The sequence below is a fragment of the Undibacterium cyanobacteriorum genome (assembly GCF_031326225.1).
In the GTDB taxonomy this organism is placed as follows: Bacteria; Pseudomonadota; Gammaproteobacteria; order Burkholderiales; family Burkholderiaceae_D; genus Undibacterium; species Undibacterium cyanobacteriorum.
This window is the reverse complement of record NZ_CP133720.1, coordinates 2,723,325-2,749,470: the sequence shown is the minus strand read 5'-3', so window position 1 is coordinate 2,749,470 and position 26,146 is coordinate 2,723,325. Positions and strand designations below refer to the sequence as shown.

Here is a 26,146-nt window from a genome sequence, read left to right as displayed (position 1 = left end):
GCAGATAACACCCTTCATGACGTTTCTTGACGCCGCATAGGTTTTCATCAATTGAACACTTCCGGGTCATTCTGTTACCTTGTCCTTGATTCGCTTACGCGTTAAAATGTGCACGTTTTGGTGCTCGCCGACATAGTCATGTTGGCGGTTAAACGGGAAACACGACGCGATTTTTAGTATCTGCCAACGTGTGCTGCCCCCGCAACGGTGAACAAGCGCAGGATATTCCTGCCAGCCTCCGCTCAAGACCACTGTGCTTTGTGCATGGGAAGGTTCGAAGGTGATGCTTGTCAGCCCGGATACCGGCCAAAATAAGTGAAGTGCCGCGAACGGGGATGTTCGAGTGCGTCAAGATCCGCTCTTGCCGTTGTTCTCTTTTGATACCCTTCGTCGCGCATTTTGTAGTCAAGCACCCAACGGGGATCTCGGTTGCTTGTGACCTTACTTTTCAAAATGTGTATGAACTCTTTTTTCAAACTCTTGGCCACCGCTGCTGCGGTTGCTGCGGCATTCCCATCTCAAGCGCAAAATTCACAATCTTCACAAATGGCCGCAAACTTCGATACGAACGAAACGGTTGTTATCACTGCAGGACGTCAGGCGCAAGTCGCGAAAGACGTATTGGCCGACAATTTGGTGATCACCGCTGAAGAAATTGCGCGCTCCGGTGCGACTACAGTGGTCGATCTTTTGCAGCAACAACGAGGTATCGAAATTTCACGTACCGGCGGCGCGGGGTCGGTTGCCTCAATTTTTATTCGCGGTGCAGGTAATGCGCAAAGTGTGGTGTTCATTGATGGTGTGCGGATCGGTGCTTCGACGACCGGTGGTGCAACCTGGAGTACGATTCCCTTAGCACAGATCGAGCGCATTGAAGTTGTGTACGGACCTTTATCAAGCTTGTATGGCGCTGACGCTATGGGCGGCGTGATTCAACTGTTCACCAAAAAAGATAGCAAAGCAGCGACCTCAAATGCCAGCTATGGCGTCGGTAGTGATGGCTTGCGCAGGTGGAATGCTGGTATTTTTAGTTCTGATGCCGGCAGTTTTAGCTATGCCTTGAATGCTGCACGTGAAAGCAGTGATGGCTTCAGTGCAGCGAAACCTGGTGCAGGCGCGTACACCTACAATCTCGATAAAGATGGCTATACGCAAAAAAGCGCCAGCGGAAATATGACGTGGAAATTTGACAGCGATTGGAAGCTCGGTGTGACTTTTCTGCAAAGCACGCTCGATGTGCAATTTGACGCAGGACCTAGTTACAACGATCGCAATCAACAAAAGTTAGAAAATACAGCGGTATTTTTGAAGGGTAAATTCAGCAGCGATTGGCAAACTCAATTGCAATATGCACGTGGTAACGACCGCGTGTTCACCGATGCTTCTTACGGCAAGAGTTCAGCGGAAACACTGCAACGAGGCTGGACCTGGCAGAACAATATCAGTTTCGGACGTGACGTCTTGCAACTGATCGCGGAAAAACGTAATGAAGATGTCACAACGACTACGGCGGGTGTTTCTGGTGAGCGTGATACCAATTCTTATGCAGCAGCCTACACCTTGAAGCAAGAGGCTCACTTGGCCACCGCAAGTGTGCGTCGTGACCAAAGTTCTCAATTCGGATCTCACAATACTTATAACTTGGCCTACGGTTATCGCTTGACTGAAAATTTACGTGCGAATGTAAGCTATGGAACAAGCTTCCGCGCTCCAAGTTTTAATGAATTGTATTACCCAGGATACGGTATCTCAACCAACCGCCCAGAACTTGGAAAGAACAAGGAAATCGGTTTTCTATACGATGACAATGTCAACAGCTTTAGCGGCGTTTATTACGACAATAAAGTCACTGATTTGTTAGCGACTGCAAACCCATGCCCAGTGCAACAGAGTACCCACAAATATGGCTGCGCTTATAACATCAACAAAGCAAGCTTGTCGGGTTGGACCTTTGCTGCCAGTACCAAACTTGACCAGTTGCGCTTGCGTGCTAGTGTCGACTTGCAAGATCCTAAAGACGATTTGACCGGTAATCGTTTGCCTCGCCGCGCAAAGCAACATGCAACCTTGGGTGCTGATTATCGTTGGAATCAATGGAGTTTCGGCATTGAGAACGTATTGTCGGGCGAACGTTTTGACGATCAAGCCAACAAGAACCGTTTAGGTGGCTATGGTCTTTTGAACTTGGTGAGCAGCTATCAGTTCGCCAAAAATTGGAGCGTACTCGCGCGTTGGAACAATATTGCAGACAAGAAGTATGAGTTGGCACGCAATTACAATACGCCAGGCTCGAAGTTCTTTATTGCTCTGAGTATGGGGTCGAACTAAGAAGGACAGTGTGAGATCAATCTAGTGCGGCCAACATGTCGTTGTGGTCGTGCTGGATGATCTCATCCATCAAGGTAGATTACAAAGTGAGGAGATCAACATGCCGCAATTGATGACAGCACGTCGTGCCATCGCCCTGTTGACGGCTATGTGCTTGCTCTCTTTGCTGAGCATCCTGTTTGCCTGTATCACTGGCTCAGTCAGCTTAAGCTGGGCTGAACTGATCGGTGCTTTCCAAGATGTATTGCGAGGCCAGAACACGAGTCTTGCCAGCAGCGTGCTCGACCTACGCTTGTTTCGCGCTCTATGTGCGTTTGTCACCGGAGCGACGCTGGCCTTATCCGGCGTTTTGATGCAGGCCTTGCTGCGTAATCCGCTCGCGGATCCCTATGTGCTTGGTTTATCAGGTGGCGCTTCGGTTGGAGCGCTTTCTGTGATTTTGTTCGTCGGCGCTGGAGCACTGGTTGACCTTGCTGCATTTGGCGGCGCGATGAGTGTGGCCGCGCTTTTGTTTGCGCTGGCTTACCGTGATTTTCGTGGCGCGGGTAGTGCTGAAGGCAGTGCGCCCTTACTATTGTTGACGGGCGTCATTGTGGCCGCTGGTTGCGGTGCGGTGGTGACGCTGTTGTTGTCGATCGCTCCTGATCAAAGTTTGCGCGGCATGGTGTTTTGGATGATTGGCGATTTGTCGAATACCCAACCGCGCTATCTGGCTTGGGCGATTTGGCTCGGCGTTGCGGGTTTGATGTTATTGAAGTCCCGTGCCATCAATATCGCGGCGATGCATGCTGATAATGCCCGCGCTCTTGGCGTGAATGTGGGAGCACTACGCAAACTTTTATTTGTTTGCGCTGCTTTGTTGACCGCGAGTGCGGTGAGCACAGCAGGTAGCATAGGATTTGTCGGTTTAATTATTCCTCATGCTTGCCGTTTTAAGTTTGGACCAGATCATCGTTTATTGATCCCATTAGCCAGTCTAGGTGGTGGCGCTTTCCTCGTGTTTGCCGACACCTTGGCGCGTACGGTCGCCGCACCGCATCAGTTACCGGTTGGCGTGATCACGGCCTTGATCGGCGTTCCGGTCTTCTTATTCCAATTGCACCAATTGAGGAGGCGCTAAGGTGAACCAAGCGACGCATGTATTACGCACCGAAGGTCTCCGCTTAAGCGCGGGCAAACGTGCCTTGGCGCACAGTTTAGATTGGCAAGTGCAAGTGGGTGAATGTTGGTGTGTGATTGGGCGCAATGGCGCCGGCAAATCAACGCTGCTGAAAACCTTAGCGGGTTTGCGCGAGATCGAAAACGGTGCCGTCTTCTTTAACTCAAAGGCCTTGTCCGATTGGGATTTATTCGAATTGGCGAGACTACGCGCATATCTGCCGCAGGGGCGAGTCGATGCCTTCGCTTACCGTGCATTGGAGACGGTATTGAGCGCGCGTCATCCCTACCAAGATAGTCATTTTTGGGAAAGTAATGATGATCTCGATATCGCTTTAGCGGCGATGCGTTTATTGGATGTGGAAGATCTCGCGCAACGAGATGTTCGTAGCCTCTCAGGTGGCGAGCGTCAACGCGTCGCCATTGCAGCACTTTTGGCGCAAGATGCGCAAATCATGTTGCTCGATGAACCCGCGAATGCATTGGATCTTGCACATCAAGTGAGTGTTATGCAAATCCTATCCGAACAATGCCATCGCTTCGATAAAGCGGTGGTGATGGTAAGCCACGACATCAATCTGGCGTATCAAGTTGCCACACACGTCTTGCTCATGATGCCGCATGGAGAGACGCTTTTGGGACTCAAACAGGACGTGATGACCGCAGCCAATCTCAGCGCTTGCTTAGGTCATCCGATTGAACGCTTTGAGCATGGAAAGCAAACCTTGTTTATGCCGAGTTTAGGTCAATGATACATTCTGAACAGACAGATCAGCTTGAGCAAAACCCACTCAAGTCTAATGACGCGACAGACCGAGATGCGTTGAATCAAAGACATACGCAAAGAATGCAGCGCAAGAAGGCTTTGATCGACGCCAAAATCGCGCAAGCGCAAACTCGTCGCGGCCTCATCATTGTGAATTGTGGCAATGGTAAAGGCAAGAGTTCCAGTGGCCTAGGCATGGTGATGCGTGCTCTGGGTCATGATAAGAAAGTCGGTATTGTGCAATTCATCAAAGGTGCCATGTCGACCGGTGAAGAGAAATTCTTACGACGCTTCCCCGACATGGTGTCGTTTCACGCCATGGGTGAAGGTTATACGTGGAATACCCAAGATCGTGAACGCGATATCGCGCGCGCTCAATTAGCCTGGCAACAGGCGCTGGTTTTTTTGCGCGATCCTGAGATTGCTTTGGTTTTGCTTGATGAGGTGAATATTGCGCTGAAATATCACTACCTCGATGTCACAACGGTACTGCGAGATTTGCGACAACGTCCGCCGCTACAACATGTCATCTTAACGGGGCGAGGCGCCTTAGCTGAGGTAATTGAGGCGGCAGATACAGTCAGCGAAATCATGGAAGTGAAACATGCCTTCAAGCAGGGTGTGATGGCGCAGGAGTGTATCGAATGGTGACTGCCGCACCTATCTTGATGATCTCCGCGATAGGTTCGGGACAAGGGAAGACCAGCGTGACAGCGGCCTTGGCGCGACGTCTTGTGCAGGCAGGTAAGAAAGTCCGTGTGTTCAAAACCGGTGCCGACTTCATCGATCCTATGATGTTGGAATTTGCGGCGGGCTCTTCGGTTGAGTCACTCGACTTGTGGCTGACGGGTGCTGAAACTTGTCGGACCTTGCTAGCGCAGGCGGCTGCCGAGGCGGATCTGGTTTTAGTCGAAGGCGTGATGGGATTGTACGATGGCAGCCCTAGTTCGGCTGATTTAGCCAAAGCATTTGATATCCCTGTGGTGCTAGTGATCGATGCGTCAGCGATGGCGCAGACGATAGGCGCAGTCGCCACGGGATTGCGCGACTACGGCGGCGTGCAATTGGCAGGTGTGATCGCCAATCGCGTCGCGGCACCGGGACATGTGGCAATGTTAAAAGAGTCTCTGCGTGATCTCCCTCTACTAGGTCATTTGCCACGCCAAACAAAGATCTTTCCTGAGCGCCATTTAGGCTTGGTACTTCCCGAAGAACAAGCCGATTTGAACGCGGTGGTCGATGATCTCGCACGGAATTTGGTATTGGACGAGAGTTGGTGGCAAGCACGGATGACAAGCTTGCCTCACTCTGAGATGAGCGCTGAAAATCGCCATGGGCAGTGCTCTCATGCTTCATCCACTGTGCTGGCGCATCGCACTGAGTCGCAAAGTTTAGCGGGACGTTGTATCGCCATTGCGCGAGATCCTGCCTTTGCTTTTATTTATCCGGCAAATATCGCTTGTTTGATCAGCCTGGGTGCGGAGTTAGTCTTCTTTTCGCCCTTGTGTGATGAAGCCGTCCCCGAATATGCAGATGCGGTTTTTTTACCCGGTGGTTACCCAGAATTGCATGCGGAGGTCTTGAGTCGTGCCCGCTTGTGGCAAGCCTCGATACGCCGCAAGCACAGTAAAGGTTTGCCGATTGTCGCTGAATGTGGTGGCATGATGGCCTTGGCTTCGCAATTGATCGATCAAGATTCGCGTACATGGGCCATGGCGGGTTTGCTGGAGGGGAGCATCCACGTCGAAACCCGCTTACAAGCACTCGGTATGCAATCCTTGGCATCGTCCTATGGACAATTGCGCGGTCATAGTTTTCACTTCTCGCGTTTTGAAACGCGCCTCAGTCCAAGTCAATATGCCGTGAAGCAGAACGCGTCAATCAAGGATACAAGTGAAATTCAAGAGCAAGATCGCGGGGAGGCAGTCTATCGCATGCATGGTTTGATCGCTTCATATTTTCATGCGTATTTTCCGTCGAACCCAAGCGCGACCGCGGCCCTGTTTTTAGGAAATTTCTAAATGGCGAGTTTATATCAACGGATTGCATGCTTGAGTACCGAGGCGGTTGAGGTTATGTATGCCTTGGGTGTAGAGGATTTAGTGGTTGGAATTTCTGGATACACGGTGCATCCCCCGCGAGCGCGGACCGAGAAAACCAAGGTCAGTGGTTTTTCTTCAGCAAAACCGGAACGCATCTTGGCGGTACGGCCGGATTTGGTGGTGACCTATTCCAATATGCAGGCAGAACTGTGTCGTCAATTGGTTGCCGAAGGTATCGAGATACATGCTTATAATCAGCACGACCTTGAGGGGATTTTTCGGATGATCCAAAGTCTAGGGATGCTGGTTGATCGGCGTTCGGCAGCCGAAGAGCTTGTGAACTATTTGCGTGATCTGCTGAAGAATGGCAGCCATCAACAAAATCCTTCTTTGCCACGACCCCGTGTGTACTTTGAAGAATGGGATGCACCGATGATTTCAGCGATTCGATGGGTATCGCAATTGATTGAAGTGGCGGGCGGTGAGGATATTTTTGCCGAGCTTTCCTTGCAACAAAAGGCGCAACATAGAATTATCGCGGATGCGAATGAAGTGGTCGCTCGTGCTCCCGACATCATTATTGGTTCTTGGTGCGGCAAGAAATTTCGGCCAGAAACCGTCGCAGCAAGGCCGGGGTGGAATGTGATTCCCGCTGTACAAAATGAAATGCTGTTTGAAATCAAGTCACCCGATATCCTCTCGCCGGGGCCTGCGGCCATACGTGAAGGATTGCCGCAACTAAGAAACCACATCGAACAATGGCGCCAGATCAAGCATGCGTCTGCGCAGCGCTCGGCATAGAACAGAGAAAAGCGAATAAATGAATATCTCCACCTTAATGGTACAAGGCACTACTTCAGATGCTGGTAAAACCACGATCGTTACGGCTTTGTGCAGACTCTTGCAGCGACGCGCTTGTAAAGTGGTACCGATGAAACCGCAAAATATGGCACTCAATAGTGCGGTGACTGAAGATGGCGGGGAGATCGGTCGCGCCCAAGCCTTGCAAGCGCAGGCCGCCGGCTTGGCACCACACACCGACATGAATCCGGTATTGATTAAGCCATCTTCTGATACCGGCGCACAAATTGTGGTGCATGGAAAAGTACGTGCTGATATGCAAGCACGCGATTACGATCAATACAAGACAGTGGCGATGGCGGCGGTTTTGGAATCCTATGCGCGCTTGAAAACGCAATATGAGTGCATCGTTGTGGAGGGCGCTGGAAGTCCTGCGGAGGTGAATCTCCGAGAACGTGATATCGCGAACATGGGATTCGCTGAAGCAGTTGATTGCCCTGTGATTTTGGTCGCTGATATTGATCGTGGTGGTGTCTTCGCACACTTTCTTGGCACACTGGCGTGTCTGTCACAAAGTGAACAAGACCGTGTGATTGGTTTTGTCATCAACCGATTTCGAGGTGACTTGAGTTTGCTGGAATCTGGCCTCGATTGGTTGGAACAGAAAACCGGCAAACCTGTGCTCGCAGTGATTCCTTATCTTCATGGTTTGATGCTGGATGCCGAGGATGCGATCCAGCTACAGCAAACCAAAAAAGGAAAATTCCGTGTGATCGTGCCAGCTACGCCACGCATCTCGAATCATACTGATTTTGATGCGCTCAGGGCGCATCCTGAAGTCGATCTGCAATTTATTGGCCCAGATCATCCGATTCCAGCGGCCGATTTGATTATCCTTCCCGGTAGCAAAAATACCCGCGAGGATTTGGCCTTTTTGAAAGCACGCGGTTGGTCTACTGTGCTGGAACGTCATTTGCGCTACGGTGGTAAGGTGATGGGAATTTGCGGTGGCTATCAAATGTTGGGTCAAATGATCGATGACCCGCATGGTGTAGAAGGCAATCCCGGCACGTCGGACGGTTTCGGCTTGTTAGATGTCAGTACAGTTTTAACGCAAGATAAACGTCTGCAACTGGTACAAGGACGCTGTTTGTTCGGACAGAGCACGCAAGCGTCGCAGTCGCACGAGACAAAGCTTGAGTCAGCAAGGGTGGAAGCCTACGAAATTCACATGGGCTTGAGCTATGCCAGTAGCGATACTCACGCGGCATTTGAGATCGATACGCCCGAAGGAACAGCGGAGGAGGGATGCCGTTCGCCAGATGATCTGATTCTTGGCACGTATTTGCATGGATTGTTTGATCATCCTGAAGCCTGCCGTGCTTTGTTAAATTGGGCTGGCCTTGATTCAGCTTACGAGTGCGATTTGCACGCTTTGCGCGAACAGAGTATTGATCGTGTGGCTGATGCCTGCGAAACTTTGTTGAAGCGTTTAGATCAACTATCGACCTGAGTGGCGATGTTGCCCGTCTTTTGGGCTTTCTAGGCCGATTTGTGTTTTACAATTTTTTCTCTTTAAGCTTGGACCAAACGATCTTCCCAATTTTTTGCTTCGGCGAAAGTCTTTTCGGTTTTCCTTTATAATGCGCGCCGTTGTTAGCGCTATTTGGTCTTGTCTTTTAGGTACAGATCGTGACTCTGGCGTTACATGAGGCCGTCGTTCCAATTGTGCCGAATTGACGTCTTGTCATTCAGTTCAACGGGTGAATGAATCTGTTCCAATGCTCATGTTTCCTAGTGTTTCAAGCCTATCTGCTTTGTTTCTTTCCCCTTGGGTTTTGTATCAAAGTGTTTCTTTTGATGCATGTTGCTGAACTTTTTTGCGCTGCAATAACTCCAAGCACCATTCTTTAACTTTATTGAGTCTTGTTATGTCTTCAGCACGATCTACTTTTCGATTGGCTTTAATTCCTTTTGCCTTGAGTTTGGCGTTTGGCGGAAGCGCCTTTGCACAAGAGGCAGCCAAGCCAGAACAAAAACCAAATCAAGCAGCCAAGCCTGCCGCCGCACCAACCCAAAAAGTGGAAATTAGCGGTGCGAAAGGTTATGACGAGCGTCGTCAAGATACGGCCAGCAAAATCGTCGTGACCCAAGAAGAAATCCAACGTTATGGCGACGCCAACATCGGTGACGTATTGAAGCGTTTGCCAGGTGTAACCATCGGCGGTGTACAAGGTCGCGGAGGTGCGATTCGTATGCGTGGTTTGGGCGCTGGCTACACGCAAATCATGTTGAACGGTGAGCCCAGCCCACCGGGATTTTCTTTGGACTCGATCTCACCTGACAATATAGAACGCATCGAAGTGTTTCGCTCTGCAACGGCTGAGTTGAGTACACAAGCAATCGCGGGTGCTATTAACATTGTGTTGAAAAAAGCGATCGTGACCGCACAACGCGAGTTGAAGTTGGGCATGAGCGATGAGAACGGTAAGTTGGGTGCGAACGCCAGTTTGCAATTGTCTGATCGTGCTGGTCGCATGTCTTACTCCATTTCCGGCAATATCAACCACGGCGATTTTGAGCGCCCATCGACGAGTAGTGAAGTCTTTACCGATGTATCAGGAAAGCAGGTCTATGCCCGCCAAACTGAATCCAAGAGCAATGGTGCTTTTAGCTCTATCGGCTTCTCGCCACGTATCAATTGGAATCTAGAAAATGGCGACATGATTACTTCGCAAAGTTTCATTAATGCGAATCGCTTTAGATTCAATAATGCGGATACGACATCGACCACACAAGTTGATGATCGTTTATATTTGAACAGTGCGTCGAATGGTAGTTCTAGTTCCGCATCGGCTCGCACGAACTTGAACTGGGTTCATAAACTGGCCGATAGTGCGAAACTCGATGTTCGCTTCGGCGCCAATGTCAATCGTCGCAGCAGTGACAATACTTTTGTGGCGAACTCTGCGAAGCAGACTTTGTCACGCACAGCAAATTCAAGTAACACCGACAATGGCTTTACCTTTGGTGGCAAGTACACAGCACCATTCGTGGAGGATCACGCGATCGCGGCGGGCTGGGATGGTGGCTACAGTACACGCGATGATGAAAACAAACAAACAGATAGCTTGACGGGTAGTGGCGTGATTCGCCCAATCAATTTGAACGAAACTTTCAATGCAGACGTCAAACGCTTGGCACTCTTCGTACAAGACGAATGGACTGTGTCGAAATTGTGGTCGATCTACGCTGGTGTGCGTTGGGAAGGTATCAACACGCAAAGTAAGGGTAGTGACTATGCGGAAGTGAATAATCGTTCGAGCGTGGTGAGCCCAATTTTGCAAACCTTGTACAAACTGCCAGGTAGCAAGAATGATCAAATACGCTTCGGTTTGACACGTACTTATAAAGCGCCTGATACAGGTAATTTGATTCCACGTCGCTTTATCTCCAGTAACAACAGCGCAACCAGCCCAGATCGTATGGGTAATCCGAACTTGAAACCAGAATTGGCATGGGGCTTGGATGCCGGTTTCGAACACTATTTGAGTGATGGCGGTGTGTTAGGTGTTAACGTCTTCTTGCGTAAAATTGACGACTTCACACGCACTGGCATCAGCAACGTCAATGGCACTTGGATTGCGATGCCGGTCAATGATGGGCAGGCGACCACTCGTGGCATTGAGTTCGATGCAAAATTCCCGTTGCGTGCCTTCATGGACGATGCGCCAGCGATTGATGTTCGCGCTAACTTGGCTTTCAATTCTTCCTCAGTGAACTCTGTACCAGGTCCGAATAACCGCCTTGACGCGCAAACACCTGTCAGTGCCAATTTTGGTATTGATTACAAGTTGAATGATATGCCGTTGACGATTGGTGGAAACCTGAATTTCCAAGCGGGTGGCCCAGTTCGTGTCTCGCTCAATCAGTATTCTTACTCGATTCCAAAGCGTGTCCTTGATGTGTATGCGTTGTGGAAGTTTGATGCGATGTCGAATTTGCGAGTGTCTTTGGGTAATGCGCTACACCAAGACAATATTTCGAACTCCAGCTATATCGATAATTCTGGTTCTTTGGTTCGCAGCAGCAAAACACCAACGAACGTCGCTTTGCGTGTGAATTATGAATTGAAGTTCTGATCGCTGAAGTAAATCGTTACATAAAACAAAACGCCACTGAAGTTGATTTCAGTGGCGTTTTGTTTTCAGCTTGCGAAATTGGCTGGTTACACTTTTGCTTTCTTGCGGCAAATTAGAGGTAAATATTGCTTGTCGATGGTGGTGCGATTGCGGCCTTTTATTGCCATGCCATCTGGTGCTTCCGCATCACCACAGACCCACGTGATGGGAACCATCGGTGCATCTTCAACCACGGCGGGGCGCAAGCTCAAGACTTTATTCTTGATTCTTTCGTTGGCGCGATTGCCGAAGGTAATGTGTACGGCGCCTTCTTCGATCGCCACGCTCTTAACATAGTTGCCAACGATTTTCTCTGCCGGCGGAATCCCCGCTATTTCATTGCTGGAGGGGAGTTTTTGCTCAAGTTTCCACTGCACGGCCACGGCTGGCTGCGCCACCTCGGCGGCGAGCGGTAGAGATTTTTCAATTTGCTCGCGAGTGATTTTGAACATATAGGAGGGCAGGGCCATGGCCGCAAGGATGGCAATAATCACTAAGGCGACCATCGCTTCCATTAAAGAAAAGCCAGAATTTTGTTTCATGATCAAACTCATACAAGTGGAAAAATGAAGTTAGGAAGGAGAGTAGACGGGTTTAATAAATTCTAACAGAGGCCGCCTCACTCCTTTTAACCTTTCGTCAGTTGCTGTGTGGTTTTCTCAAGCAGCCAACTCCGAAAGGCCATCAGCGGACCATAGTTTGCTTGCTCCTCGGGATAGACGAGGAAGTACGAGGCTTGCTCGGGTAGACTCAGTTCGATCGGAATCATAAGATTACCTGCGTCGATTTCTTTCTGTGCCATATAACGAGGAATCAAAGCTACCCCTAATCCAGTCACGCATGCCTCCAGCAGCATGGTAAATAATTCATAACGAGAACCTTTGACGGCCGAAATATCGTTGGGATGCTCATGGAGTTCAAACCAACGTCGCCAATCTTCTAAACGACTGGAGAGATGGAGTAAGGGCATTTCGGCTATATCCGACAACGAGAGCTGACGCCGTTTGCCAAGAAACCGCTGATACAACTGTGGGCTGCAAACCGGTATCGCGTGATCTTCCGGCAGTAAATAGTCGCCTATGGTGCCCGGCCAAGGGGCTTTGCCAGAATGGATCGCAGCATGGAAAAAGGACTCTGAAAACAAGAAAGCGCTGGTCTTAGTGCTGAGATGGATTGTGATATCGGGCCTCAGTTGTTGAAATTCTTGCAGTTTCGGAATCAACCACTGGGTTGCAAAGGTGGGGATGACGGCCAATTCTAAGACGCCAGAGCCTTCTTTGTAGCCCATTAGTTCCAAAGTGTCACGTTCTATTCTGTCGAGGTGGACGCGTATTTTTTCTGCGTAAGCACGGCCAGCGTTGGTGAGTACCACGCGTTTTTTGACCCGTGCAAACAAGCTCAAACCGAGCCATTCCTCTAAATTTGCGACCTGCTTGCAGACGGCACTTTGGGTTAAGGAAAGCTCATCGGCGGCTTGCGTAAAACTCTGTAGCCGAGCTGCGGTTTCAAAGATGAGAAGGGCGTTCAGACTGGGAACTTTGCGCCGCATGGTTTGCTTCCTTTTTGATGAGTTCATTCCATTTGGTAACTAAGTCGTGATTTTATATCCTTTGCTTGGCTATCGCAAACACACTAGCATGGCAGCATTCTTAAAACCCTCTTCGCTAGGAAGCCTTATGAACGCTCACATTCACGCCTTATTGCTTAAATTGCTTGGTGCTGACAAGACACAAGAAATTGAAAATCTCATGCAAATTTCGCCTAAGTTCCGTATTTGGGAAGAGGCGAAAGTGTCGCGCGCTGAGTTGGCACAAGCCTTGAATATGGCCTTGTTTGCAGGCGTTCTCGAGCGCGTACCAAGTGGTAAAGCCTACACTATGGATGTGGCTGCAAGCGGTGGCAAAGTGATGTTGGATCATGGTGCTTTGCGCACAGTGCGTTGGTTTGGTTTAGGTGATTTGCCACCGGGCGAAGCGGCCATCACACGTGTCTTAAAACCATTGGGCTTCCGCTTGAACGGTGTTTTCCCTTTAGACCGTTTGAAAATGACGGGCCGTTCTTATGCGCAGATCGATGATCCAGAAAACATTTCCCAATTCTTCGTCAGCGAATTGCATCCAGAGCGTTTCAGCAAAGAATTTCAAGAAGCTGTGACGCGTGTTTTGGGTGAATCACGTGATCCATTGACGCCAGCTGCGGTATCGATGTTGAATGAACTCGAACGCGACGGCAGTTTGTCCTTAGCGCAAGCGCAAGAATTATTGCCCGTGCTCGTTTCATGCTTCGAACGTCAACATGCGACGCCGACTGTGGCAGACTATGAGATCTTGTTGAAAGAATCCGCAGAAATGGCATGGATTGCGACCGAAGGTAACGTCTTCAACCATGCGACAGATCGCGTTGCCGATGTCTATGCTTTGACTGAAGCTCAACAAGCTTTGGGCCGTCCTATGAAGCCAGCAGTGGAAGTATCGAGCACAGGTCGTATCAAACAAACAGCCTTCAAGGCCGATCCAGTAATCCGTCAATTTATCGATGCGAATGGTGGTTTGGTAGAACGTGAGGTACCAGGCTCGTTCTACGAATTTATTACGCGTGATAGCTATACCGAGAACGGTAAAACGAAGTTGGATTTGGGGTTTGATGCGGGGAATGCAACGGGCATTTTTAAAATGACCGCCAATGGATAAATCGTGAAATGTCGCGCTAGCGGCGTTGCATGGCCTCGCCGTACTCTATGTACTGTCTTCGGCCATGCGCCTTGCTAGCGCGGCATTGCACGATTTATCCGGTTGTAAGTGGAATCGTGCGCTAGCGGCGTTGCATGGCCTCGCCGTATTCTATGTACTGTCTTCGGCCATGCGCCTTGCTAGCGCGGCATTGCACGATTTATCCTGTTGTACGTGAAATCGCGCCCCAGCGTTGTTGTTCCGCCTCGCCGTACCACGTGTACTGTCTTCGTCGGAACGCCTAGCTGGGAGGCGATTGCACGATTTATCTGGTTGTGAGTGGAATCGTGCGCTAGTGGCGTTGCAAGGCCTCGCCGTACTCTATGTACTGTCTTCGGCCATGCGCCTTGCTAGCGCGGAATTGCACGATTTATCCTGTTGTACGTGAAATTGCGCTGACGTTGTTGAATGGATAAATTCCCTCCCTTTCAAGGGAAGGCTAGGGTGGGGATGGGTTTTGATGTCGATACCTGTCCAGGATCGGTTTAAACCCATCCCCTTCCCAGCCTTCCCCTTGAAGGGGAAGGAGTCGGGGCGGTACACTGCAGTGACAGGGGGAAGCGCCCCAGCGTCGTTGTTCCGCCTCGCCGTACTACGTGTGCTTTCTTAAACGGGGTGCGCAGATGAGCCAATCCGTGAAGTCGTCATTCCCGCGAAAGCGGGAATCCAGTGTCTTTTGATTGCGGCACCTGCAGTAATCAGTCGATCAAACTGCCATCGTCGTAAGTTATTTGAATTTTGTTTTGGAGAGTAATCCATGTTGACCGTCACCACAAAAACTTCGCAACAAGAAAACCTGCTCGCGGGTTTGCGTGCTGTGTTGGGCGAGCATGGTTTGCTCACTGATGCCAATGATTGCGCGCGTTTCACGACGGGGGCGCGGTATGGTCAAGGTTCGACGCTGGCAGTGTTGCGTCCCGATAGTCACGAACAAGTAGTGGAATGTGTGCGTCTCTGCGCCGATGCTGAGCAAGCCGTGGTGCTGCAAGGGGCGAATACCGGCTTGGTGGCGGCAAGTACGCCAGATGCGAGCGGTCGCTATGTAGTCTTGAGTTTGGAACGGATCAAAAAGCACATCGAAGTCGATGTCATCAATCGCTCGGTGAGTGTTGATGCCGGTGTTAGCTTGCAAGAGTTGAACGAAGCATTGGAACCGCATGGTTTATTTTTTCCGATTGACCTGGGCGCTAATCCTTCCATCGGTGGCATGATCGCGGCTAACACTGGCGGTGCACGCTTGGTCAAGTATGGTGATGTACGCCAAAATTTGTTGGGATTGCGCGCCGTCTTGATGCACCCAGCCGGCGAAGTGCTCGACCTACAAACGGCGCTGCGTAAAAATAATACTGGTCCGGATCTGAAACAATTATTCGTCGGCAGCAGTGGTGCTTACGGCATCATTACACGTGCGGTATTGCAAGTACATCGTATCCCGAAACAAACGGCAACCGCCTTGGTGGTGCCGCGCGATCAAGCGGCGGTGCTGGAATTACTGAGTGTGTTGGAGCGCGATTGCAGTGAGTTCTTGACGGCGTTTGAAGGTGTGTCAGGCGCGGCATTGCAGGCTGTTCTGAAACACATTCCTAGCATCAGTAATCCATTTGCACCAGAACCTGTGCCGCATTATTGCGTATTGCTGGAATTGGCGAGCACTGCGGATCCACAAGTCACGGGAATCGATCTTGAAAGCGTGTTGATGCGCTGCCTCGAGAATTTGTTTGGCGACGTGGTTGAGAATGCAGTGGTTGGACGTGGTAAAGACCTGTGGCGCATTCGCCATGCGATTAGCGAAGCTTTGCGTCATGAAGGTAAGATGATCGCGTTTGACATCTCGATGCCTCGCTCATCTTTCGTCAAGTTCCGCGATGAAGGCTTAGCCTTGATGGCAGAAAAATATCCGTGGATTAAAGTGATGGACTTTGGCCATTGGGCTGATGGTGGGTGTCACTTCAATATGGTGTGGCCGAGTGCAGAGCAAGCTGAATCTACTAATGCAATTCCTAGCTACGACGCGCAAGTCGTGCAACAAATTCGTACGGAAATCTATGACTTGGTGGTGAACACCTATCAGGGTAGCTTTAGCGCAGAACATGGCGTCGGCCCGTACAACCTCGATTTTTATCAGCGTTATACGGCGTCTTCCTCACGTCAATTGGCGGGTGAATTGCAGACGATGTTGGATCCCAAACGCTTGTTGGGGTTGACTTGGTTTGGTGAGTAAGTCAGTTTTTGTTTGATCGCAAACTCTGTTAAAACATCGAATTAGTTTAGACAGTTTTCTGATTTTGACTCTATTCAAGTGCGCACTCTGTGTTTATGATGTGCAGCAAACTTAAAGCTGGGACATTTCGTTCTCAGCTTTAATTAATCTGCTTACCACCACATGGAGAAGACATGCGACTGCTATCTTTGGCTCTGGCCTCAACCACACTCCTTATCAGCTCCGCATTTGCGCAGCAATCAAACGCACCCTCATCGAGTGCGCCACAATCTGCAGCACTGAAGCGTATTTTCGCGGTCGAAGCAGAAGCTGCTCGTACTGCGGTCAAGGATCAGGCACGCACCAATACCTGCTGGAACTTTGCTACCGCTTCTTTCATGGAGAGTGAAGTCGCACGTCAAAGTGGTAAGTTAATTGAGCTGTCGGAAGTATTCGCTGTGCGCCATGCCTATCCTCTGAAAGCAGATGCATTTGTCCGTGCCCAAGGAAAAGCTAACTTCTGGGAGGGCGGTAATAATCACGATGCGATGGACATGTTACGCCACTATGGTGCAGTGCCTCGCGCTGCATTCACAGGATTGAAAGAAGGCGAAAGCAAACTCGATCACGCCGAACTCGCCCGTGTGACGACGGCCTTTTTGGAGGCTGTGGTGAAGGGTGGACGTCCGACCAAGTCGTGGAAGCCTGCGTTCGAGGGCATCTTGGATGCCTATATTGGCAAACCACCACAAAGTTTTGTATTCGAGGGTAAGACTTACACGCCGCAAAGTTTCCGTGATCAAGTCCTTAAACTGAATCCGGATGATTACGTCGAAGTGACGAGTTTTTCACACCATCCCTTCTACCAGCCAGTACGCTTAGAAATTCCAGACAATTGGTCACACAACGCGCGTTACCTCAATGTGCCGCTCGATGACATGGAAAAAATCATGACGAATGCGCTGAGTAAAGGTTATACGATCTCATGGGGTGGTGATACGAGTGAGAAGGGGTTTAACACCAAGGAAGGGATTGCCTTGCTTGATGATGAGGGCAAGGAAGTCACTCAAGCCGCGCGCCAAGACGCATTCGATGATTGGCGTAGCACCGATGACCACAGTATGCACATCGTTGGCTTGTCAAAAGATGAGAATGGTAAAACCTTCTACTTGACCAAGAATAGTTACGGCGCAGGGGTGGGGCCGTACGCCGGCTATCTCCACATGAGCCGCAATTATGTGCGTATGAAGACGATTTATTTTATGGTCCATAAAGATGCGATTCCTTTCGAGATTCGGACTAAATTGAATCTCAAATGAGCGATGAAATTCGTGCCGTCTCGATCTGCGCTGTTAAGTGAATTTTATCTTGACGTTGATGTCAACCAGGTTCAGTATCGAAGCATTAAGTAGCGGTGCTTGGAGAATGCAGTATTCAAGCAATTTTTTTTCAGTAGCATGCGGACTTATCGTTGAGCGATAGGTCCTTGTGCAGGACGCAGGACTTATTTGAATCGGGAGAATTTCATGTTGAAAAAAACAGTATCGATTTCTAGCATCTTGGCCGTAGTCGCAAGTCTCAGCGCATGTATCGCCGTCAGCGAGGGCGGTGGTGATAGCTCTAAGCAAATCGCGATCATGTCGCAACAAGCGATTTCAACTTGTGGTGCGGGAAATGTGGATAAAGTTTCGACCAGCAGCTTCACCTGCAAAGATCGCATTATTCGTCCGCAAAACTAAGGCAATTTGATTGGCGCAGACCTGCGCCGTCGGTCAAGCAAATTCGTATTTGCTTGACCTTGCTTGATAGTAGAGAACGGCTTAGCGCTAACATGCGCTAGGCCGTTATTTTTTGCTTTTGTTATTACTTATTCGCTTATTTACCCTCTCACTTGTTTCAGATTTTCGATCACATTGCTGGTGGAGTGCAGAGTACAAAACTCTCGATTTAAAGATGCGAGGTTGATTTGGTGCACTTGTTCGGCATCGATGATCTGACCATTCCATCCCACCCGTTCAAAACTAAAACATGCATCCGCTACCAAATGTACCTGATAGCCTAGGTTCGCGCCCATTCGGGTCGTGGTTGAAACGCAATGATCGGTGCTGATGCCAACAATCACGATCTGATGTATTTCATGCCGCTGTAAGTATTCATGTAGCTGTGTGCCGATGAAGGCGCTGTTGACGGATTTTCGGAACTCGATTTCACCGTCAAGCGGCGTGGCCTCAGGCTTATAGGCGTTGCCTGGTCGGTCTTCACGCAAGGGAGATTGTTCTTCGACTGAGCAGTGGCGGACGTGAATGACTGGTAAATTTGCTTGACGCCAGGCTTTGAGGAGTAAGGCAATATTACCCTCGGCGGCGGGGTTGTTACGTGCGCCCCAGTAAGGATCGTCAAAAGCCATTTGAACGTCGATGAGAAGGAGTGCAGTGCGAGTTTGGTGGAGATTAATGTTTGTCATCGTGTTGTACTAAGTTTCGTTGGAATCTGGAGGGTGATGTTTGGTGTTTGGCCTGCCAAACACGACGGAATTGACGTGTCGAGCCAAATCCAGCCGCCTCGGCAACGCGTTCGATCGACCATGATGTGTTGGCGAGAAATTGATCAGCGAGCTGAACTCTGAGCTGGTTGAGATAATCAATAACTGAGATCGACGTATGTTCTTTAAACAGCCGACTTAAATGACGGCTACTGGTCCCCAGCTTGCTGGCGAGTTCTTCAAGATGCCAAGGGTAAGCGGGGTCGCGACTCAATAAATCCTGGGCGCGGTGTACGGCAGTGTGCATATGATTGCGGTACATCAGCCATGGGGAAAGTTGGGGGTCATTGCTACCACGTCGAAAGTAAATCAACATCGCTTGTGCCACTTCAACCGCCAGTGATGGCGTATGGCAAGCGCTGATGAGGTGCAAGCATAAATCGATCCCTGCGGTCACACCGGCACTGGTCGCAAGTGCGCCATCCTCAACAAAAATGCGATGTTGATCAACTTGAATCGACGGATCAATCGCTTTTAATTCGGCAAGATGACTGTGGTGGGTGGTGGCATGTTTGTGCTGCAAATGACCTGCGTGCGCGGCAATTAAAGCTCCAGCGCAGATGCAGATGAGTTTGTTCACGTGCTTTTGTTCGCGTAGCCATTGAATACTCGTTCTGGCGGCGCTCGAAGTTGGGTCGAAAGTTTGGCAGAGCGTGCCTGGAATGACGATCCACGCATCACTCTCAATGTTGGAGGGCAGTGGCAGTGTGGACGTCAGTGTGAGTCCGAGAGAAGATTCAAGCTCGGGTTGCGCGCAAATATAGCGTAGCTCGAAAAGTTTCTTTTTGCTGATGCGATTGGCAAATAAGAAAGCATCAGCAGGGCCGGCGAGGTCGACCAAGAGCAGATCAGGTAGCAGTAAAAAGTAAATGATTTGCGGTTTCATTGAAGACTCATGTTGAGCGCAGGATTGCTGTAGTGGGGGCGATCGAGGGCTGGTTAGCTAGAGCATGCGGAGGGCGAGGTGGAGGTCGTTGTGGCGGACTCCTTTTGCCGCGCTAAAAGTTGTGCGTGAGCTTGAGGATCGACAGGTCGATATACTCTGCCGATGCGCGCAGGATGGTGTTCGAGGTTGTTGTTATTTTTCCAGTTGCGGCTTGGTCGAGTAGGGCGCTGACAGAAATTGCCGCCACAATTGGGGCATACTCCTTGTAACACTTGTTCAACGCAATCGAGACAAAAAGTGCATTCAAAACTACAGATCATCGCGTCGAGTGCATCGGCACCAAGATCTTTATCACAATGTTCACAGTTAGGACGAAGTTCTAGCATGTTTTCCTCAGAAGAACTGGTGTTAATGAGTAATTTTGGACAAATCTTAAGTGAGCATCATACGAGGATCTAGTTTCAAAAAATAGGCTTATAAGGGACGACTTTCGGACATTTTCGGACATGCAGTTAAAATTACCTCGTTGGACGATTTCCAGCTTAGTCTGGCGAGTCAGAGCGAGTGAGACGATTTCCATTAAACGCCCTTTAGCCTTACAGTTGCTAAGGATTTTGTTGTGAAAAGGTTAAATGTTTAGCACAATAAGGCGCATCAAAAGGGCGTCAGGAAGGCGGTCCAATGCTTGGTGAAATTTCATCGAGCGAACGAGTGTTTTACGCTATAAGAATATTGAGCAAATGCGTGGAGTTGAATGTGTGGATTGATAGTCATTGTCATCTTGATGCAAGTGAGTTTGCGGGAAAGTCGCTCGAGCTGGCCGATGAGGCCGTTAAAATGGGGATTTCTGCGATCGTCATTCCTGCCGTGCATCAGTCTAATTTTGCCCGTGTGCGCGAGCTGGCTGAGCAACATGAAGCTTGCTTCTTCACGTTGGGAATACACCCGATGTACGTCCCAACTTCCGCAGAAGAGGATCTAAGATCTTTACGAGAGATGGTGGCTCAGTTGATGCAGGACGCCAGCTCGAGTGTGAGTCGCCGTTTCCTCGGGATAGGGGAAATTGGTCTCGATTTTTTCGTGCCGGCTTTGTGTGAAAGTCCACTACGCGAAAAACAAATTTTCTTCTACAGCGAGCAGCTGAAGATCGCCAGAGATTTTAACTTGCCGGTGTTGTTGCACGTGCGCCGCTCGCAAGATCAAATTCTGAAATATTTACGTCGCATTCCCGTTGTCGGCGGCATCGCACATGCATTTAATGGCAGCGAGCAACAAGCACAACATTTCATTCAGCTCGGATTTAAACTTGGCTTCGGCGGAGCGATGACTTTTACGCGTGCGCTTCAATTGCGTCGTTTAGCAAGCAATTTGCCTTTCGAAAGTATCGTGCTTGAAACCGACGCGCCTGACATTGCCCCACGTTGGTGTCATCCCGGTGTGAACGTGCCCGGTGAGTTGGTCCAGATCGGGCATGAGTTGGCCACCTTGCGTGGTTGTTCGATTGCGCAGGTTGCCCAGCAAACGAGCATGAATGTACTCGATGTTTTGCCGCGCCTCCGGCCTTGGCTGGCTCACGCATAGACCATGCGTACCTTCATTCTTGCATTTGGATTGGGGGTTTATGTTCTGCAGCAACAGGCTCGTTTGTGGGCGTGGCAATGGTATTGTGGGGCACTTTTATTTCTGGTGCTTTATGGCTTGTGGTGGCTGTTTTCTCTTCATTCTCGGAAAGCGAAGGCGCTAGCATCGCGACTTCCTTCTATTGTCGAACAAGAGGCTGAGTGCACGCAAAATTTCTTGCTGTCGAATGAGTCGCATCGACATTTGCTGATGGGGGTAGTCCTTGCGATCAAGAAAATAACGCTTGGTTTCTTGTTGGGCTTTGCATGGGCCGGTGGTTTTGCGTCGATGCGATTAGAGCATCGATTGCCAGAAAAGCTCTTAGGTCGTGATCTTCAAGTCGTTGGCGTGATTCATAGTCTACCAACCCGTTCCGCACAGGGATGGCACTTTCAATTTGAAATTGAAACTGTAGGCGGGCACGATGCGGCGCAAAAAATTCCGAATGGTCCGAAAAGAATTGCGGTGTCTTGGTTTGTTTCGCCGAGCAATCCGCGCGATTTTTCTGAATTGAAGGCAGGGCAACGTTGGCGTTTGATGTTGCGCATGAAACCTATTTATGGCAATGCGAATCCCTATGCGTTTGATTACGAAGCGTGGATGTTGGAACAGGGCTTGGAGGCCAGTGCAACAGTGCGGTCTGAGTCAGCTTCGAAGTTGGCTGATGGCTCTAATTTGAGCCCAGTGCCGATCACCGATTCTGCCGTATCTCGGCGCGAACAAACGCAGTTTGACAGCCATCCTAACCAGAAGATTCAAGACTTTGTCTTTAGTTTGAACAATCTGGTTGAACGCACGCGATCGCTTCTGAGAGATCGCCTTCAAGCGCATCTTCATCATGGTGTCGATCGACCATTTCTCGGTGTGATTACGGCTTTGGTGATTGGCGATCAAAGTGGTATATCGCAGAGCCAGTGGGCGGTATTTAACCGATCTGGCATTGGGCATCTGGTATCAATCTCTGGCCTTCACATCACCATGATTGCAGGACTTTTTGCGGGTCTTTTCTCCTTCTTTTGGCGGCGCTCTTTTTATGTCGGTCGCGATTGGCCGCTTGTGCTGCCGGTGCCGAAAGTAAGAGTCCTAGTCGCAGCCGTAGTGGCGCTATTGTATGTTGCGCTTGCAGGCTTCGGGGTGCCAGCACAACGTACCTTGTGGATGATGATTGTGGTTGCTGTGGCAGTGTGGAGTGGCCGTCGTGCGCGCCCAAGTTATATTCTGTGTTTAGCTTTATTCGTTGTATTGCTGATCGATCCTTGGGCCGTGCTCGCGCCGGGATTTTGGCTATCATTCTGCGCTGTGGCATTGCTCCTGTATGCTGCAGGGCGGACGAGTGATATGAGTGAAGCGGTGTCGCCATTGCAGCGATCTTCTTCGGAATCGAGCTCGTCGGAACGGCCTTCGATATTGAGGCGCCTTGGGAGCAACTTAATCGAAGCGGGACGCGCACAGTATGTGGTGACGATAGGCCTAGTTCCCCTTACGCTATTATTGTTTTCTCAGATTTCATTGATCAGCCCATTAGCGAATGCCATTGCCATTCCTGTCATCAGCTTCATTGTTACGCCACTAGCTTTACTTGGAAGCGTTTTGCCAACGACGGCAGCGCAAGTAGTCTTGGACCTGGCCCATCTTTGTATGACAGGATTGTTCCAGCTGTTGGAAGTGTTTAATCAATTCCCAGTGGCCAGCTGGAGTGTGCCACAACCCAAGCTGTGGATGTTTTTGTTAGCTGGTCTCGGTATCATTTGTTTGCTGGCTCCGCGCGGTTGGCCCTTAAGACTGTGCGGAATCGTGTATTGCCTGCCCATGTTGACGCACGATGTGAGTCATCCTAACGAAGGACAATTTCAGATCACAGCTTTTGATGTCGGGCAGGGCAGTGCGTTGTTTATCGAAACCTCGCAGCATCGCTTGATCTATGACACCGGACCAGGGTCGAGTGATGAGAGTAATTCTGGTTTGCGGATTTTGTTGCCCTACTTAAATGGTCGAGGCATCCGGGCGGTTGATGATGTGGTGATTTCGCACGCCGATGCAGATCACTCAGGAGGTGCTGTGAGTACCTTGCGAGCCTTATCGGTGCAGCGCATTCGCAGTTCGTTGCCTGCTGATAGTGAGATACTAGCGGATACCTCGTTGCCGTCCACCAAACGGCCTCAACATCTACGTTGTGAAGCGGGGCAGAGTTGGGAATGGGATGGTGTCCACTTCGAGTTTTTGCATCCGGTTCCAGTGATTTATACCAGCGATAAGTGGAAAACCAATGCTCGTAGTTGTACGCTCAAGGTGAGTAATGGGAAGAGCAGCATGTTGTTGACGGGAGATATAGGCGTCGTGCAAGAAGACGAGTTGCTGAATTCAATTCCCGAAAAATTGAAAGCGGATGTCTTGTTGGTGCCACATCATGGTAGTGGAAGTTCATCAAGTTTCGCCTTTATTCAGGCTGTGCAGCCTCGCTATGCGCTATTCCAGTTCGGTTACTTGAATCGCTATCACCATCCACATCCTAGTGTCTGGCAGCGATATTTGGATTTTGGAGTGATTCCTCTAAGCACAGTCACAAGCGGTGCAATCACATTACAATTTGGCGATACCATAGAGATCGATCATTTTCGACAACAGCATCAACGGTACTGGTATCCCCAGACTGCGGCGGTGGATACGAGGGTAAACTCCACAGTAGCGCAAATTCCTCCTTGAGAAAGGTGGCACGGCGGGAATAATTGTTTGCCAGATGCGTATGCTTTTCTGTTGGAGCTTAGCTGCCTCACAAATCGTTCGATTTCTTCTCACCCTTTTTTTAGAAGGCGATATGAGCAAACCCATCGTTCATTTTTGTCATGGCAACAGTTTTCCAGCGGGATCGTATCGGCAAATGTTTGCTGAGCTCGAGGCCCATTACGATATTCGTTTTTTGGAAATGCACGGACATAATCCGGCGTATCCAGTGACCACGAATTGGCCTTATCTGGTGCAAGAGTTGATTGACACGCTTGAGAAGAATTATCAAGAACCTGTGATACTGTTGGGGCATTCTCTCGGCGGCATTTTGTCGCTGATGGCAGCGAGTCGCCGACCAGACTTGGTACGCTGTGTGCTGATGATTGATTCACCCGTAGTGACGGGGTGGCGTTCGATGTTCCTCAAGACTTTCAGAGTGCTAGGGCTATTGGATCGCTATTCTCCAGCACAGTTTTCTTTGAAGCGCCGCATCATGTGGAAGGACAAAGAGGAGGCTTTCGAGCATTTTTCGGCAAAGGATAAATTCGCCATATGGCCGCCGCAGGTTTTGCGTGATTACGTTGATGCTGGCACGATACCCCATCCAGAAGGCATCACATTAAAGTTCACGCGCGATATCGAGAGTCAAATTTATGTGACGCTTCCGGGTAATTTGGGACGAATTGCTCGCAAAGGATTAAAGGTCCCGCTCGGTTTTGTCGGTGGGACGGAGTCCATCGAATGTCGCCAGGGAGGACTGTCCGCCACCCGACGCATGTGTGGCGAATACTTCGTGCAATTGCCGGCCGGGCATTTGCTGCCCATGGAAATTCCTGAAAAGACCGCAGATGCTTGCCACCAGATGTTGCAGCGTCTGTTGCAGCGTTCGAGCTCGACAACTTAGTATCACCTTGCGCTAAGCAATGGCAATTCACCGATGAACTTTGTGGTTTGATAGCATCTAGTTAGGTGCGGCTACTAGGGTAAAATGATGATAATCACGCCTCATCACTAGCACCGTTTCTGTGCGAGGCCTCAGCAGCATGCAATGCTTTTCAAGATTGCCATCTTTTCGATTGGTGGGATTTCTATGTCTTTCAAACCTCAGTTCAATACTCGCCTTACAGTACTTCCATTGATGGCACTTGGGATGGCCATCGCGTCTCCTTCCGTGCAAGCTCAAGCACAACAGCAGGGCTTGAGTTTATCTTTTACGCTTTCGGATTATCAAGAAGTGCAAAACAAGGGGCAGAAGTCATTTGTGCTCGATGTTGAAAATGACAGTTTGCTGTTGAAGCGAGACGACGGTTTTTACACCAGCGGTAATCACTTATTGCAACGAACAAGTTTATTGCGCGACGGTGTGTTGACGACCTATAGTTGGACAATTGGCCAAGATCTGTACACCGCATCTGACATCAAACTCAAACCGCAGCAACTGTCAAAATACGATCATCCTTATGCCGGTTGGTTGTATCTGGGCCTACAGAAAGACCAGACGACAAGGAGTGGTGAGGCTTATAGCTTTGGACTCGAATTCGGTTGCTTTGGACCTTGCGCCGGTGGTGAGTGGACACAAACCCATTTGCATCGCCTGTTGAATCAACCTCTGCCTCAAGCTTGGAGTACGGAATTGAAGCAGGAATGGGGAGTCGTTTCAAAGTTTGCTTATGCTTATCCGCGTTTGAACCTTTCGAAAGACAGTGACTTACAGCTTCGCGCTGCGGTCCGATTGGGGAATATTTTTACTGATGCGGGCGCAGATCTGGTGTGGCGTTGGGGCGTGCTTAACGCTTTGCCAAGCGAATCTGCTAGTTTTATACAAGCGCGTTTGGGCGGTCGCTTGGTCGCCTACAACGCCACCATTCAAGGCGCATATTTTCGTCAGCAAGATTTAGCGGTCAGCCCAAAACGCTTTGTGCCTGAAGCCGAATTAGCCTATCAATATCAATGGGGGCAATGGCAATTCTGGGCATCAATTATTCGACGCGGCAATGAGATTGAGCAAATGAAAAATGCCGACGGTGCACAGAATTTTGCGAAGATTCAGATTGGACGACGTTACTGAGGTAGAGGCCTGTTTCCCTTTGCGCTTGAAAAAGTGAGGGGCAAGTTTGCTCTTTTTCAAGCGCTGCACATCATTACACTACCCGATTCTGAATTGTCTCG

The 26,146-nt window shown here is 49.8% G+C and carries 21 protein-coding genes and 1 riboswitch; of the genes, 16 read left to right on the top strand and 5 right to left on the bottom strand.

The genetic code is table 11. The annotated features are described in order from the left end of the window. Positions 1-101 precede the first annotated feature (101 nt). Positions 102-325, top strand: a riboswitch (cobalamin riboswitch). 134 nt (positions 326-459) lie between these two features. The 8 genes from RF679_RS11585 to RF679_RS11550 all read left to right on the top strand — a co-directional run bounded on the left by RF679_RS11585 (position 460) and on the right by RF679_RS11550 (position 11,237). Beyond that, entirely contained in the window at positions 460-2,328 is a 1,869-nt protein-coding gene (locus RF679_RS11585; protein WP_309480788.1) for a TonB-dependent receptor domain-containing protein, read from the top strand. A gap of 100 nt (positions 2,329-2,428) precedes the next feature. Then, the gene (locus RF679_RS11580) at positions 2,429-3,448 is read left to right on the top strand and encodes a FecCD family ABC transporter permease (RefSeq protein WP_309480787.1); all 1,020 of its coding nucleotides are present in this window, start codon (positions 2,429-2,431) and stop codon (positions 3,446-3,448) included. A 1-nt stretch (position 3,449) separates the two neighbouring features. Continuing rightward, complete coding sequence (locus RF679_RS11575; RefSeq protein ID WP_309480786.1) at positions 3,450-4,238, top strand: ABC transporter ATP-binding protein; 789 nt, start codon at positions 3,450-3,452, stop codon at positions 4,236-4,238. A 95-nt stretch (positions 4,239-4,333) separates the two neighbouring features. Further along, complete coding sequence (cobO, locus tag RF679_RS11570; RefSeq protein ID WP_373921775.1) at positions 4,334-4,903, top strand: cob(I)yrinic acid a,c-diamide adenosyltransferase; 570 nt, start codon at positions 4,334-4,336, stop codon at positions 4,901-4,903. After that, positions 4,897-6,273 (top strand): cobyrinate a,c-diamide synthase, encoded by a 1,377-nt coding sequence (locus tag RF679_RS11565; RefSeq protein ID WP_309480784.1) that lies wholly within the window; start codon positions 4,897-4,899, stop codon positions 6,271-6,273. The genes cobO and RF679_RS11565 overlap by 7 nt, the downstream gene beginning before the upstream one ends. Next, entirely contained in the window at positions 6,274-7,095 is an 822-nt protein-coding gene (locus RF679_RS11560; RefSeq protein ID WP_309480783.1) for a cobalamin-binding protein, read from the top strand. Positions 7,096-7,114: 19 nt separating this feature from the next. Beyond that, positions 7,115-8,608 (top strand): cobyric acid synthase, encoded by a 1,494-nt coding sequence (locus tag RF679_RS11555; protein WP_309480782.1) that lies wholly within the window; start codon positions 7,115-7,117, stop codon positions 8,606-8,608. A gap of 418 nt (positions 8,609-9,026) precedes the next feature. Beyond that, positions 9,027-11,237 carry a TonB-dependent receptor plug domain-containing protein gene (locus tag RF679_RS11550; protein WP_309480781.1) on the top strand — a complete coding sequence of 737 codons (2,211 nt, stop codon included), beginning with the start codon at positions 9,027-9,029 and terminating at the stop codon, positions 11,235-11,237. Between the two features lie 86 nt (positions 11,238-11,323). On the opposite strand, the gene RF679_RS11545 is transcribed toward RF679_RS11550, so the two are convergent. Together RF679_RS11545 and RF679_RS11540 are read right to left on the bottom strand one after the other, a co-directional pair. Next, a complete protein-coding gene (locus RF679_RS11545; RefSeq protein WP_309480780.1) occupies positions 11,324-11,818 on the bottom strand; it encodes a pilin in 495 nt (164 codons plus the stop codon). An 86-nt stretch (positions 11,819-11,904) separates the two neighbouring features. Further along, the gene (locus RF679_RS11540; protein ID WP_309480779.1) at positions 11,905-12,825 is read right to left on the bottom strand and encodes a LysR substrate-binding domain-containing protein; all 921 of its coding nucleotides are present in this window, start codon (positions 12,823-12,825) and stop codon (positions 11,905-11,907) included. 199 nt (positions 12,826-13,024) lie between these two features. Between RF679_RS11540 and RF679_RS11535 the strand changes: the two genes are divergently transcribed. The 4 genes from RF679_RS11535 to RF679_RS11520 all read left to right on the top strand — a co-directional run bounded on the left by RF679_RS11535 (position 13,025) and on the right by RF679_RS11520 (position 17,944). Next, on the top strand, positions 13,025-13,966 hold the full coding sequence (locus RF679_RS11535) for a DUF1338 domain-containing protein (RefSeq protein WP_309484010.1): 942 nt from the start codon (positions 13,025-13,027) through the stop codon (positions 13,964-13,966). A 796-nt stretch (positions 13,967-14,762) separates the two neighbouring features. Further along, positions 14,763-16,226, top strand: coding sequence for an FAD-binding oxidoreductase (locus RF679_RS11530; RefSeq protein ID WP_309480778.1), 1,464 nt, complete (start codon positions 14,763-14,765; stop codon positions 16,224-16,226). Between the two features lie 173 nt (positions 16,227-16,399). Further along, the gene (locus RF679_RS11525; protein WP_309480777.1) at positions 16,400-17,524 is read left to right on the top strand and encodes a C1 family peptidase; all 1,125 of its coding nucleotides are present in this window, start codon (positions 16,400-16,402) and stop codon (positions 17,522-17,524) included. A gap of 207 nt (positions 17,525-17,731) precedes the next feature. Further along, positions 17,732-17,944, top strand: a complete 213-nt coding sequence (locus tag RF679_RS11520; RefSeq protein ID WP_309480776.1) for a hypothetical protein — start codon at positions 17,732-17,734, stop codon at positions 17,942-17,944. A 140-nt stretch (positions 17,945-18,084) separates the two neighbouring features. On the opposite strand, the gene RF679_RS11515 is transcribed toward RF679_RS11520, so the two are convergent. Genes RF679_RS11515 through RF679_RS11505 form a run of 3 tightly spaced genes read right to left on the bottom strand, consistent with a single transcriptional unit; the run spans position 18,085 to position 20,019 of the window. Continuing rightward, positions 18,085-18,669 carry a cysteine hydrolase family protein gene (locus RF679_RS11515; RefSeq protein WP_309480775.1) on the bottom strand — a complete coding sequence of 195 codons (585 nt, stop codon included), beginning with the start codon at positions 18,667-18,669 and terminating at the stop codon, positions 18,085-18,087. Next, complete coding sequence (locus tag RF679_RS11510; protein ID WP_309480774.1) at positions 18,656-19,633, bottom strand: GlxA family transcriptional regulator; 978 nt, start codon at positions 19,631-19,633, stop codon at positions 18,656-18,658. Before RF679_RS11510 ends, RF679_RS11515 begins: the two co-directional genes overlap by 14 nt. Positions 19,634-19,686: 53 nt before the next feature. Further along, on the bottom strand, positions 19,687-20,019 hold the full coding sequence (locus tag RF679_RS11505; protein WP_309480773.1) for a DUF1272 domain-containing protein: 333 nt from the start codon (positions 20,017-20,019) through the stop codon (positions 19,687-19,689). A gap of 370 nt (positions 20,020-20,389) precedes the next feature. Between RF679_RS11505 and RF679_RS11500 the strand changes: the two genes are divergently transcribed. The 4 genes from RF679_RS11500 to RF679_RS11485 all read left to right on the top strand — a co-directional run bounded on the left by RF679_RS11500 (position 20,390) and on the right by RF679_RS11485 (position 26,045). After that, positions 20,390-21,214, top strand: a complete 825-nt coding sequence (locus tag RF679_RS11500; RefSeq protein ID WP_309480772.1) for a TatD family hydrolase — start codon at positions 20,390-20,392, stop codon at positions 21,212-21,214. 3 nt (positions 21,215-21,217) lie between these two features. Further along, entirely contained in the window at positions 21,218-23,956 is a 2,739-nt protein-coding gene (locus RF679_RS11495) for a DNA internalization-related competence protein ComEC/Rec2 (RefSeq protein ID WP_309480771.1), read from the top strand. Between the two features lie 112 nt (positions 23,957-24,068). After that, the gene (locus RF679_RS11490) at positions 24,069-24,881 is read left to right on the top strand and encodes an alpha/beta fold hydrolase (RefSeq protein ID WP_309480770.1); all 813 of its coding nucleotides are present in this window, start codon (positions 24,069-24,071) and stop codon (positions 24,879-24,881) included. 186 nt (positions 24,882-25,067) lie between these two features. After that, on the top strand, positions 25,068-26,045 hold the full coding sequence (locus tag RF679_RS11485; protein WP_309480769.1) for a lipid A-modifier LpxR family protein: 978 nt from the start codon (positions 25,068-25,070) through the stop codon (positions 26,043-26,045). Positions 26,046-26,146 lie beyond the last annotated feature (101 nt).

Coding starts and splice junctions, on each gene's coding strand:
- RF679_RS11525 (WP_309480777.1), top strand. CDS start 16,400: ATGCGACTGCTATCTTTGGCTCTGGCCTCAACCACACTCCTTATCAGC.
- RF679_RS11515 (WP_309480775.1), bottom strand. CDS start 18,669: ATGACAAACATTAATCTCCACCAAACTCGCACTGCACTCCTTCTCATC.
- RF679_RS11535 (WP_309484010.1), top strand. CDS start 13,025: ATGCAAATTTCGCCTAAGTTCCGTATTTGGGAAGAGGCGAAAGTGTCG.
- RF679_RS11580 (WP_309480787.1), top strand. CDS start 2,429: ATGCCGCAATTGATGACAGCACGTCGTGCCATCGCCCTGTTGACGGCT.
- RF679_RS11540 (WP_309480779.1), bottom strand. CDS start 12,825: ATGCGGCGCAAAGTTCCCAGTCTGAACGCCCTTCTCATCTTTGAAACC.
- RF679_RS11520 (WP_309480776.1), top strand. CDS start 17,732: ATGTTGAAAAAAACAGTATCGATTTCTAGCATCTTGGCCGTAGTCGCA.
- RF679_RS11510 (WP_309480774.1), bottom strand. CDS start 19,633: ATGAAACCGCAAATCATTTACTTTTTACTGCTACCTGATCTGCTCTTG.
- RF679_RS11490 (WP_309480770.1), top strand. CDS start 24,069: ATGAGCAAACCCATCGTTCATTTTTGTCATGGCAACAGTTTTCCAGCG.
- RF679_RS11495 (WP_309480771.1), top strand. CDS start 21,218: ATGCGTACCTTCATTCTTGCATTTGGATTGGGGGTTTATGTTCTGCAG.
- cobO (WP_373921775.1), top strand. CDS start 4,334: ATGCAGCGCAAGAAGGCTTTGATCGACGCCAAAATCGCGCAAGCGCAA.
- RF679_RS11555 (WP_309480782.1), top strand. CDS start 7,115: ATGAATATCTCCACCTTAATGGTACAAGGCACTACTTCAGATGCTGGT.
- RF679_RS11560 (WP_309480783.1), top strand. CDS start 6,274: ATGGCGAGTTTATATCAACGGATTGCATGCTTGAGTACCGAGGCGGTT.
- RF679_RS11585 (WP_309480788.1), top strand. CDS start 460: ATGAACTCTTTTTTCAAACTCTTGGCCACCGCTGCTGCGGTTGCTGCG.
- RF679_RS11545 (WP_309480780.1), bottom strand. CDS start 11,818: ATGAAACAAAATTCTGGCTTTTCTTTAATGGAAGCGATGGTCGCCTTA.
- RF679_RS11530 (WP_309480778.1), top strand. CDS start 14,763: ATGTTGACCGTCACCACAAAAACTTCGCAACAAGAAAACCTGCTCGCG.
- RF679_RS11485 (WP_309480769.1), top strand. CDS start 25,068: ATGTCTTTCAAACCTCAGTTCAATACTCGCCTTACAGTACTTCCATTG.
- RF679_RS11550 (WP_309480781.1), top strand. CDS start 9,027: ATGTCTTCAGCACGATCTACTTTTCGATTGGCTTTAATTCCTTTTGCC.
- RF679_RS11505 (WP_309480773.1), bottom strand. CDS start 20,019: ATGCTAGAACTTCGTCCTAACTGTGAACATTGTGATAAAGATCTTGGT.
- RF679_RS11565 (WP_309480784.1), top strand. CDS start 4,897: ATGGTGACTGCCGCACCTATCTTGATGATCTCCGCGATAGGTTCGGGA.